The sequence below is a fragment of the Tessaracoccus sp. ZS01 genome (genome assembly GCF_022342445.1).
GTDB lineage: Bacteria > Actinomycetota > Actinomycetes > Propionibacteriales > Propionibacteriaceae > Arachnia.
Genome location: NZ_PQFE01000024.1, coordinates 20,135 through 30,675, shown reverse-complemented (window position 1 = coordinate 30,675; position 10,541 = coordinate 20,135). Strand labels below are relative to the sequence as shown.

The following is a 10,541-nucleotide window of genomic DNA, read 5'->3' as shown; positions in this document are numbered from 1 at the left end:
GCGCCGATGGTACTGCGAGGGGGACCTCGTGGGAGACTAGGACGCCGCCGGACTTCTTTATAGCAAACCCCCCGAACCTCGTTCGGGGGGTTTGTTGCATTTACAGACCCTTTCGCAGCGCCCTCAGCGGGGTCGTCGGCGTCTGGCGTACGGTATCGGTAGCATTTCGACAGACTCCACGTCTCACCCGCTACCGGAAGCTTGTGTCCATGAAGAGACTCGTTCTCGGGCTCGCCCTGATGCTCACCGCCTGCGGGGCAACGGCGACTTCGGCGTCTCCTTCCGGTGCCGCGACGCCGACGCCGGCACCCCGGTCTCCCACTGCCACGGTAGTTATCCTGGCGTCGCCGGTCTTCTACGAAACTATTGATGACATGGCAGCGAAGTCGGATGTCATGGTCTCGGTGCGGATCGTCGGATGGCGCGGCGAGTTGATGCTCCCCGACTACAGTTCCGACGACCCACTCATCAACCCTTACGCAGGCACCACGCATACGCCGTCCCCAGCCGAACTCAAGGAGCTGGCGACTCCGACGACGGTCTACAACGCCGTGGTCACAGAGTCGTTCGCGGGCAACCTCGAGGCGGGCGATCAGATTGAGATCCTCGAGGTGGGCGGTGTGGTGGACGGTGTCGCCTACGAAGTGGGCGGCACGCCTGAGCTGACGAGCGACCTGCCGGATCTACTCTTCCTGGTGGGGGTGGATAAGCACGGTCGCTACGTAACCGCGGGTATGGCTCAGGGTCGATTCAAGGAGATCGGTCCGGGCCAGTACCGGAGCATGGATCCCGCGCTTCCCGAACTGTCGCTGGACTCCGCGAGTGAGATGGCACGTGCGAAAAGCGTCATCGAATCCTGATCTGTACCGCCGGGCAGGGGCTGTCAGCGGGAGGAATGTCGTGACATATTCGGGTCCCGCCGGGTAGACTGGGTACCCGAGCAGGCGCACCGTTGCGCGCCCTGAGGAGGGACTGACATGAGTGCCATCACCGTTTCCCGCAAACTTGGATCGTACGGTGGGCGAATCGCTGAGCGGGTAGCCCAGGAGCTGGGCTGGAAGTTCGCGGACCGCCCCTTCGTCGATCGCGTCATCAGTGAATTCGGACTGATCAGGCTCTCGGAGCTCTACGACAAGCCACCGACATTGCTCGACCTGTTCAACGAGAACACCGCGCAGACCATCGACTGGATGAACAAGACGCTGGTGACCTTGGCCGCCAAATACGACGTCGTCATCCTGGGGCGCGGCGGCTTCGCCGTGCTGAAGGGGCACTCCGACGTGTTCAATGTGCTCGTGACGGCGCCGGACGAGGACCGGGTCAGGCGCGTCATGGAAGACAATCGGGTGTCCCGGGGCGTCGCCGCGGAGCTGGTCGAGCGCGATGTTGACACGAAGACCCGCTTCGTCCGCCGCTACTACGGGGAGAACTGGGCAGCAGAGGACAGCTATGACCTGGTGGTGGACACCTCCCAGGTGAACGAGGACGAGGCCGTGCGGCGGATCATCGACTCTGCCCGCGATTGGTTCGGCTCCAACGGCGGTCCCAAGATCGCCGAGGTGGGCGTCGACCCGATCCTGCTACAGACCATCGAGCAGCGCTTCGAGGAGGAAGTCCCCCTCTACAAGGACTAGGACCTCGTGGCGTGACCGCAGAAGTCCGTGGACAGCAGGTTGCCGCGCTGCAGGACCGGTTCGTGCTCCGGGTTGTCGTATCTTGGGATTCATGAGTCAGCACCCCGGCCGCCGCGGCTTCTATTTCGCGCCGCAGTGCGCCAAGTGCGGCCTGAGCACGGGGGTCTTCGAGGTGCTCGGGCCAGGCGACATGCCGGAGCGCTGGGGATGCTGGGATGCCCGCTCCCAGCAGTTGCACTCCAACCGGACGGACACCGACGGCTGGCGGATGATGATGCAGGCCGGCGGGCTGGACAACGGTGTGGTGGGTGAGGCCATCGAACTGGACGACGACAGCGCCGCAGCGCTCCACCGTCGGTTGTCCGAGGGTGACGTCGAGGCTCTGGAGTCCGTGAGCGACGACCTGCTCGGCCACTGTGTGGAGTGTGGTGCGTTCTACTGCCACCTGCACTGGCGAGCGGAGCGTTGCCCGGGAGGACACCAGCGCGCGCAGGCGTGATCTACTCGGAACCGTTGGCCTGCTTCCATTCGTAGAAGGCAAGGCCCAACTCGCCCTTGACTTCGTCATCCGTGGGGTGTGAGCCGTTCGTTCCCAGATTCCAATAGCCGAGCTGATGGCCATCTGCTTTGCGAGCGACGTAGAGGCGGTCATGTCCGAAATTGCGCCACCGTCGGAATGTGAAGGAATCCGTCTCCATCGGTTCCTGGGTGGGACCGGGTTGCTGCGACCGCGGTGCGCATTCTGTCTGTGGGGCGGCCTTCGTCAACCAGGTCTGAGGTTTGCGTGCTTCGTCGAATATCGCGATCACCGTCTCCTGGGGGAGGGCGGGCCGACAGGAGTAGAAGTAGCCTGCGAGGTGCTCGCACGGGATCACCCACACGTCACCCGGCTGCTCACGGACCTCCAGCGCCCGGGCCTTCACCGGAACGATCACACCAACCACGGGGATGGGCCTGCCCAGTGCTCTGGCCAAGAGCCGTGCGGCGCGCTGAGATTCGTGCCTGCTGTTGCGCACATAGGGCTGTCGGCACCCGTTCACCATGAAGGTCCCACCGGCCACCCACAGCTTCCCGCCCGCGTGATGCTTGGTGTTGATGGTGAACACTCCGCCGGGGCCGATGAGCAGGTGGTCGATGTCGGCACCGTTCTGGCCGACGGGGATGGAGTGGAGATAGCCCCAGCGCGGGTCGAGCTCGCGAAGCCGGATCAACTCGTGCGCCACAACCTGCTCGCCCACCCTGCCGATCTCCCAGGGCGACGGGGCGGCAGCAGGACCATAGGGTTGCTGCACGAATGGGCCCGTCGCCTCGGCCGCGCGCGCCGCCTGAGCCTGGGCCGACAGCCGTGAGCCCGCCGTCGAGTAGAGCAGGTCAACCGTGGGATCAGGTGGAGGGGCGCCAGCGGGTGCCCAATCGCTGTAACTGGGCCGTTGGCTGCCGCGGGATTGGCTGATGCCTTGCCCGTCGAAAGCAAAATCCGGTGCTGACCGTGTTTCCCCCATAGGCAGGACCCTAGCCAGGAACAGGCGCGCGCGTTCCAGGATCCACGCTCTTGGGTGAGCAGTTGCCTATGGGGTGGCAGGTCAGGAGGTGAGCGCGGCGCGGACCGTCTCCTGGAGTTCCCTCCAACTCACGGCGAACTTCTCCACGCCCTCGTCTTCCAGCACCTGGAAGACGTCAGCGAGGTCCACGCCCGCGTCGGAAATCTCCCGGAGGACCCGGCGGCCCTCCTCCTCGGTGCCTTCCATGGGGCGACCGACGACGCCGTGGTCGGCGAAGGCCTCGAGGGTCTTCTCGGGCATGGTGTTGACCACGCCGCGGGCGACCAGCTCGCTGACGTACATCGTGTCCGGGTAGGACGGGTCCTTCGTGCTCGTGGAGGCCCAGAGGGGTCGCTGCGGGTTGGCGCCCTTCGCCTTCAGCGCGGCAAACCTTTCGGAGCCGAAGACCTCCTCGTAGGCGCCGAGGGCGACCTGGGCGTTGGCGATGGCGGCCTTGCCCTTCAGTTCTTCGCGGCCCAGCTTCTCCAGCCGGGCGTCGATCTCGGCGTCGACCCTGGAGATGAAGTACGACGCGACGGAGTGGATCTTGCTGAGGTCGCGCCCGGCCGCGTCGGCGGTCTCGAGGCCGGTGAGGTAGGCGTCCATCACCTCGCGGTACCGGCCCTCGTCGAAGATGAGGGTCACGTTCACGGAGATGCCGCGCCCGATCGACTCGGCGATGGCGGGGACACCCGCACTGGTCGCGGGAATCTTCACGAGGAGATTCTCGCGGCCCACGGTGTCGTAGAGCTCCTGGACCTGGGTGACGGTGGCGTCGGTGTCGTGGGCCAGGTCCGGGGTGACCTCGATGGAGACGCGACCGTCGAACCCGTTGCTGGAGGCGTAGATGTCGCAGAAGAGGTCTGCGGCGTCGCGCACGTCGGTGGTGGTGGCCAGACGGATGGCCTCGTCGACATCGGTGAGATCCGCGAGCTGTTCGGCGTAAGCCTCGCCGTCGCTGAGGGCCTTGGCGAAGATGGTGGGGTTCGTGGTCACCCCGACGACGTGTTTCGTCGCGATGAGTTCGGCGAGGTTGCCCGTGGTGAGGCGGTCGCGCGAGAGGTCGTCGAGCCAGATGGAAACTCCGGCGTCTGTCAGGGACTTGAGACGGTCTGTCATGGGGAACCCTTCTCCTGGAGTGGTGACTCGAGCCTATGTCGCGCTGCGGTGCACCTGTCGCGGTGCGCCGGATTCGTTAGTCTGGCATCGGACCGCAACGCTGCGGTCGAGAGCTGGAGGTGCCGAGATGGCGGATGTGGTCGTGGTTGGGTCGGCGAACGTCGACCATGTCGTCGAGATCGACCACCGGCCCGACGGCGGGGAGACCATCCTCGGCTCAGACCTGGTGTTCACCCCGGGCGGCAAGGGCGCGAACCAGGCGGTCGCCGCAGGGCTGGTGGGCGGTCGGGTGGCGTTCCTCGGCTGCGTCGGCACCGATTCGACCGGTGACCTGCTGATCGGCTCGCTGGCAGGGGCCGGCGTCGAACTGGCTGGGATGTCGCGGGTGGAGGCGCCCACCGGGGTCGCCATCATCATGTTGACCCCGGACGGCGAGAACTCGATCATCGTGGCGCCCGGCGCCAACCGCTGGGTGACCCCTGAGTTTGTGGCCTCGCACGCGGACCTGCTGGCTGAGGCCACCGTCGTGGTGGCACAGCTGGAGATCCCGATGGAATCGGTGGTGGAGGCGGTGTGGCACGCGCCGAACGCGCGCCTGGTCCTGAACGCCGCGCCGGCCCGGGAGTTGCCCGCCGAGTTGCTCGCCGAATGTGACCCTTTGGTGGTCAACGAGTCCGAGGCCGCGTTCCTCCTGAGCGTGGAACCCGACGACGGGGCCCAGCTCGCCCGGGGCCTGCTGGCCCGGGGCGCCCGGTCTGCCGTGGTGACGATGGGCGGTGCGGGGGCGTTCGTGGCTGAGGGTTCGTCGGAACCCATGCACATCGCGGCCGCCGTGGTGGAGGCGGTGGACACCACCGGCGCCGGCGACGCATTCGTCGGTGCGTTGGCGGTGCGGTTGGCGGAGGGGTCAGGCTTGGCCGAGGCGGCGTCGTTCGCTGCGCAGGTGGCGGGTGTCGCCGTGACGCGACGGGGGGCTCAGGCGTCCTACCCCCGGCGTGACGAGGTGCCGCCGACCGCGTAGTTGTGGGACCCCGCCGGTAGGGTGCTGGCGTGTGGAAATCAGCTCTGGGCGGCGTCGGCGCATTCCTGACGGTCAAGGCGGTGTTCATCGCTGCCCTGGCCGCTGTGGTGGGCGCCTTCCCACTCGCCCAACTGACGGCCGGTGATGCGGGGTGGTACCTGAGGATCGCCGGGGAGGGGTACCCGGAGGCGGTCCCGGGTGGGTTCGCGTTCTTCCCGCTGTTGCCTGGGCTCACCAACATCCCGCTGGCCCTCGGGGTGCCGGGTGAGTTGGCGCTGTTGGCGGCAGCCTGGCTGGGCTCGGTGGTGGCGGTCATCGGGATCCAGCGGGTGGGCTATGAACTCGGCTCGGGCGCCGTCGGATTCTGGTTGGCGTTCTGCTGGGCCGTGGCGCCTCGGTCAGAGCTCCAGGCGATGGGTTTCGCCGAGGGCTGGGTGGCGGCTTTTGTGGCGTGGGGAATCTGGGCGATGCTGACCCACAGATCCTTCCTTGCCGGGATCATGGGACTGCTCGCGGGGCTGACCCACGTGTCAGGCCTGCCGTACCTGGCGACGCTGTGGCTGTGGTGGCTGGCGGGTGTGGGCGGTAGCCGACGCCAACGTGGTTGGCGCTCCAAGGTGCGCCTTGACCGGCTGGGCGCAGCCCTCCTGGGCTCGTTGGGGCTCGGGTTGTACTGGCTGTACGTCGGTTACCGCATGGGTGCGGCGAGCGGCTTCCCGGAGATGTTCGCGGGCCGTAATGGCGGGCTAGGGTCGCCTCTGGACGGGCTGGTGCGGGTGTGGGGAGTGCTCACGGGTCAGGCCGACGGCGTGACGTGGGCCGGTGCCGGTGCCGGTGCCGGTGCCGGAACGGATGCGGTTGCTGTGGCCGTGGCAGTGGTGCTCGTGCTGGTGCTGATCTACATGAGGGAGCACTGGCTGGTGATCGTCCCGGCGGCGCTGGCAGTGGTGCTCGCGCTGATGCAGGGGCGGGTCGAGGGGGTGGGGGCGCTGCTGCTGCCGTGGTTCGTACTGTGGTTGCCACTGGCACGGTTGTTCGCCCGGGTGTCGCCGTGGGTGATGGTTCCCGTCGCGCTTGCGCTCACCGTCGGCTCTGCGATGTGGGGGATCGACGGGGCGATGTACCGGTGGTCGCCGTAAGTTATCCACAGCTTCGCTGATAGGGAGGGGAAGTGACCCCCGGCGTTGTTTAGATGGGGCTCGGATTGTGGATCGGAGTTCTTCATGAGGCTGTGTGTGGCCGCCGTTGCCGGCGCTGCGTTGCTGGTTGGGTGTACGGCCGGGGCGGTGGAGTCGCCGGAGCCTGAGGTCGAGAAGACGATGGTGTCCGCGTCGCCGTCGATGTCGCCGAGTGTGAGCGTGTCGCCGAGTACCAGCCCGAGCCCTTCGCCGACGACGTTTGAGTCGTACCCGGGTGAACTGCCGACGGAGGACGCGGAGTCTGCGGCCATCATCGCTGGTTGGCAGGAGTACCAGAGAGTCCTGGCCAAGTACCTCGCCGATCCGGAGGGCTACACGGACTTCTCGGAGACGCAATACGTCACGACGGGTGACCAGAGCAACCACATTCTCCGAGATGTCGAACTCCATCGGGAGAACAAAATCCGAAGTCTCGGCGGCATCGCGTTTGATGGCCTCACGTTGGGGGATGTCACCGAAACCCCTGGAGGCGCCCGACAAGCAGAGCTGAGCTATTGCTTGGACCGCAGTGGCATGAAGGTCGAAACCTATTCCGGGGATGAGTACCCGACGTCAGAACTGGCCCCTCGGTTCAGGGAGACGGCCGTGATGGAGGAGGGGGCCGACGGAGTGTGGCGCGTCTCCCTGATCCGAAACGATCAGGACGAGGAATGCTGATTCGACTCGTCGAGGTCTTAACGGTGCTGCTCCTGCTCCTGATGTCCGCCCTGGTACCGATTTCTGCTCATGCGGAGGAACCTGCTCCGGAGTGCGGGGCTGTCAACCATCTTGGCCTGTGCCTCTACGAAGTGGAGGGGGAGGGCGTCTCTTCCGGTAACGCTGGCCGCGATGAAGGCGAAGCCGAAGCGCCCAAAGGAACCCGAGAGTGCACATGGGGCGGCAGGTCCGTCGAGTGTGTAACCCCGATGGGAACCTGGAGCGCTCTCGCCTCGGCGTGGTGCCGCAAGGCCGAACCGCAGCCCCCGCTATCGGATCCCGCGTGGGGTGGACGCACTGAAGGCGCCGTCTACGTTTGCACTCGTCCAGGCGGAGATCTCGTGCCCGATCCACGCATGGTGTCTACGCGCTGGCTGCCCGCGCCGCCGGAGGCGGTACAGGTGGATCCGCGGGAGGTGGCGCTGCGCCTGTTGGCGCGGCTGGACCTCGAGGCCGTCGAACTGGGGATGTTCCCGCGCGGCGATAACGATGTGCGCCTGAGTTTTGTGGGGTGGCAGAACTGGATGTGGGCCGAGTCGCCGTCGGAGAAGCAGTGGGGGCCGGTGACCTCGTCGGATTCGGCCAGCGGTGTGACGGTGACCCTGCGGGCCGAGGTGGAGCGCGTCGAGTGGGACATGGGCGACGGCACCACCGTGACATGCGGGAGGGGCACGCCATGGTCTGCGGTTCGGACGCAGGGTGGAAAGAATGTGAAGTCGCCCGACTGTGGGCACATGTACGAGGAGATGGGCACCTACGAGGTGACGGCGACGTCGCATTGGGCGGTCAGTTGGAGCGGCGCCGGCCGCTCGGGCACGTTACCGTTCACGCTGTCGCGCAGTGTTGACTACCTCGTCGGGGAGTACCAGGCCGTCAACACCAACCGCTGATCACGCCCCGCCTCTCTCGCCCACCATCGGACTGTTCGTCAGCCAGTGGGGGCACATCAAGCGCTTTCAAGGTGACTTCAAGCCCATTTCGATTGTGTGTTGACATTGGTCTGCGATTGGGCATAGCCTTCTCTCTGGATACGCAATTGAAAGGAGAGGTCCCATGTTGAAGTTCACTACCGCGCACCGCCTGCGCCTTGCCAACGGGGCTGCCTCCTTTGCGGGTTCCCAGAACGCCTGACGCGTTCACAACCCCTTCTGACACCCTCGTTTACTGAGGGTCTGCCGCGCGCCCGCGTCCTTGCGGGCCGTCAATACCCCCTTTGCTGACGATTATCGGCATGCCATTTTCCTGTGTATTCTGCGCGCCCAAAAGAGAAATGAAACCATCTGATGAACACGCTCCTAGCGGAACGAATACCCCTACTCAATGACCACCTACTCGAGCATTCTGAGCGTCGGCTGGGCCTAGCTGAACGCGTCGCGATGCGCATCGGCCTCTGGATGCTTCTCTGGAGCATCAGGTACGAGCGAAACGAGCGACACCCTGACGAGCGACTCGTCAACCAGGAACACCTCGACCGTGAATCTCGCGAACAGCACTATGTATCACTCCTGGGCCTCAACCGCCCCTACTGAAGCCGACGGCACAGCTGTCGGAGAGCACCCGACCCCCGGGTGGACTGGAATCACACAGTTCGCCCGGGGCAACGGATGCTCAACCCACAATTCTCTATAGCCACCCACGCTCAGCGTGAGAATCTGCACCGCGGATGGTGCTTGCTGGCCGGCGTACCGGGAGCGGTAGCGGCCCGGTTCAGGAGGCCGTGCGACGGAGTACCGCGAACCCGTCCCAGCCCTTGGCGCCCACGGTCTGAATGGCCGCGACGTCGAGCCTCGGGTCCGCGCCGGCAGTAGTCAGGGCAGCGCGGACGCCACGGGAGTCGTCGTCGTCCGGGTTGAGCACTTCGCCGCCCCGCACGACGTTGTCGATCACGATCAGCGCGCCCGGGCGGGTGAGCGCAATCGAGCGCTCCAGATACGTGGGCAGCGACGCCTTGTCCGCGTCGATGAACACGAGATCGAACGGCTCGACCTGCAACTCCACCAACCTCCCGGACGTGAGCGCCGCAGGGCCGCACATGATGTCGACCCAGGCGCTGACACCAGCTGCCTCGAAGTTCCGACGGGCCACGTCCGCGTTGCTGCGCTCGAGTTCGAGGCTGACCACGCGGCCCGTGGGCCCCACGGCCCGCGCGAGCCAGATCGTCGAGTAGCCCGCCAGCGTGCCGAACTCGAGGACCCGCTTGGCGCCGGAGGCGGAGGCGAGGATGTTGAGGAGGCGGCCCATGGACGGCGAGACCTCGATGCCTGGCCGCGTCACCTCGGTGGAGGTGCGGGCGGCGATAAGGGCGTCGTCTTCGGCAGCGAGCGGTGCGAGGAGGGCATCGAAAGCCTCGGGCGTCGGGGTGTCGGCCATCCTGCGAGCGTAGTGCCCCCGCTGGCTCACGAAACGGGCGGGTTCTCGCTCAGGCTGCGGAGCTCGTCGGTCAGGTTGGCGCGGGCCTGGCTTTCCCAGAGGTCGCGGGCGAGTTCCGTGTGGAAGAGCGGGTCCTTGGCCAGGAGTTGGCGCAGCACCTGGGAGCGTCCCTGTCGCCAGGCCTCATCGGCGACATGGGCGTAATCGAGGCGCACGTCGCGGACATAGACGTGGTAGCGGCCGGGGATCTGGCCGAGGATGCTGAGGTCGGCGTCAGAGAGAGTCGCCTCGCGCTCGTCGCCGGGGGAGTGCGTCGCGGTCATGCGGATGAGCCGGCCGACCGCCGCGACGTCTGCCGCGCTGAGCAGGCCAGCGAGCGAATCCTCCGCCAGCTGGGCGGAGGCCTCCTCGTCCTGGCCGGGGACGCCGTCGTAGATGGCGTCGTGGAACCAGGCGGCGAGGATGACGACGGGGTCGGTGCAACCGAGGTCGCCGAGGGCCATCAGCACGTGGGCCAGATGGCGGACGTCGTGGTAGTGGCGGTCCGGTTGCTGCCACCGGGCGAGCAACTCATCGCGCAGGTCGTCCGGGAGACCGACGTAGCTCCACGACCGGTGGGCGACGGCCAGGGCTTCCGTCCGCGTCGGCGACTTCTGCGGCTTGCGCACCCGCAGCCCGCTGGCGCTGAGCGCCCGGATGAGCTCCATCTCGCCGACGGGCTGAGCCCCCTGGGCGACGAGGTCGTCGTAGCGGGAAGCGGGGACGTCGTAGTGGTCGTGATCGAAGGCCCGCGGCGGGAGCCCCGCCGAGCGGGCGAAGGTGTGGAGCTCATCGAGAGAGGTGTCAGACACGAGGTGCGCGAAGACGGTGCCGTGCGCGGGCCAGCGCGGGGGATCGATCAGGACTGCCATCTACCTAGTCTGCCTCTCGGCGCCGTTCCTGGGACAGGATCGGCGCTGCC

12 protein-coding genes are annotated in these 10,541 nt (G+C 66.6%); 7 read left to right on the top strand and 5 right to left on the bottom strand.

Annotated elements, in window-relative coordinates; translation table 11 throughout:
* Positions 1 to 209: 209 nt before the first annotated feature.
* From C3E87_RS14035 to C3E87_RS14025, 3 genes are all read left to right on the top strand, one after another.
* The gene (locus tag C3E87_RS14035) at positions 210 to 860 is read left to right on the top strand and encodes a hypothetical protein (protein WP_143571061.1); all 651 of its coding nucleotides are present in this window, start codon (positions 210 to 212) and stop codon (positions 858 to 860) included.
* A 117-nt stretch (positions 861 to 977) separates the two neighbouring features.
* Positions 978 to 1,634 (top strand): AAA family ATPase, encoded by a 657-nt coding sequence (locus C3E87_RS14030; protein WP_076064040.1) that lies wholly within the window; start codon positions 978 to 980, stop codon positions 1,632 to 1,634.
* A gap of 91 nt (positions 1,635 to 1,725) precedes the next feature.
* Positions 1,726 to 2,133 (top strand): hypothetical protein, encoded by a 408-nt coding sequence (locus C3E87_RS14025; RefSeq protein ID WP_076064039.1) that lies wholly within the window; start codon positions 1,726 to 1,728, stop codon positions 2,131 to 2,133.
* Between the two features lies 1 nt (position 2,134).
* On the opposite strand, the gene C3E87_RS14020 is transcribed toward C3E87_RS14025, so the two are convergent.
* Together C3E87_RS14020 and tal are read right to left on the bottom strand one after the other, a co-directional pair.
* The gene (locus tag C3E87_RS14020) at positions 2,135 to 3,136 is read right to left on the bottom strand and encodes a nuclease-related domain-containing protein (protein WP_083665693.1); all 1,002 of its coding nucleotides are present in this window, start codon (positions 3,134 to 3,136) and stop codon (positions 2,135 to 2,137) included.
* A gap of 81 nt (positions 3,137 to 3,217) precedes the next feature.
* Positions 3,218 to 4,294 (bottom strand): transaldolase, encoded by a 1,077-nt coding sequence (gene tal, locus C3E87_RS14015; RefSeq protein WP_076064035.1) that lies wholly within the window; start codon positions 4,292 to 4,294, stop codon positions 3,218 to 3,220.
* 127 nt (positions 4,295 to 4,421) lie between these two features.
* On the opposite strand from tal, the gene C3E87_RS14010 reads away from it, so the two are divergent.
* From C3E87_RS14010 to C3E87_RS13995, 4 genes are all read left to right on the top strand, one after another.
* Positions 4,422 to 5,315, top strand: coding sequence for a ribokinase (locus C3E87_RS14010; protein ID WP_076064033.1), 894 nt, complete (start codon positions 4,422 to 4,424; stop codon positions 5,313 to 5,315).
* 29 nt (positions 5,316 to 5,344) lie between these two features.
* A complete protein-coding gene (locus tag C3E87_RS14005; RefSeq protein WP_076064031.1) occupies positions 5,345 to 6,454 on the top strand; it encodes a hypothetical protein in 1,110 nt (369 codons plus the stop codon).
* A gap of 84 nt (positions 6,455 to 6,538) precedes the next feature.
* On the top strand, positions 6,539 to 7,171 hold the full coding sequence (locus C3E87_RS14000; RefSeq protein WP_076064029.1) for a hypothetical protein: 633 nt from the start codon (positions 6,539 to 6,541) through the stop codon (positions 7,169 to 7,171).
* A 380-nt stretch (positions 7,172 to 7,551) separates the two neighbouring features.
* Complete coding sequence (locus tag C3E87_RS13995; RefSeq protein ID WP_143571060.1) at positions 7,552 to 8,100, top strand: hypothetical protein; 549 nt, start codon at positions 7,552 to 7,554, stop codon at positions 8,098 to 8,100.
* Between the two features lie 468 nt (positions 8,101 to 8,568).
* Here C3E87_RS13995 and C3E87_RS14735 read toward each other — a convergent pair whose 3' ends face one another.
* From C3E87_RS14735 to C3E87_RS13985, 3 genes are all read right to left on the bottom strand, one after another.
* Entirely contained in the window at positions 8,569 to 8,703 is a 135-nt protein-coding gene (locus C3E87_RS14735; protein WP_255362932.1) for a hypothetical protein, read from the bottom strand.
* A gap of 214 nt (positions 8,704 to 8,917) precedes the next feature.
* On the bottom strand, positions 8,918 to 9,580 hold the full coding sequence (locus C3E87_RS13990; RefSeq protein ID WP_076064026.1) for an O-methyltransferase: 663 nt from the start codon (positions 9,578 to 9,580) through the stop codon (positions 8,918 to 8,920).
* Between the two features lie 26 nt (positions 9,581 to 9,606).
* Positions 9,607 to 10,491, bottom strand: coding sequence for a DUF4031 domain-containing protein (locus tag C3E87_RS13985; RefSeq protein WP_076064024.1), 885 nt, complete (start codon positions 10,489 to 10,491; stop codon positions 9,607 to 9,609).
* Positions 10,492 to 10,541: the final 50 nt, after the last annotated feature.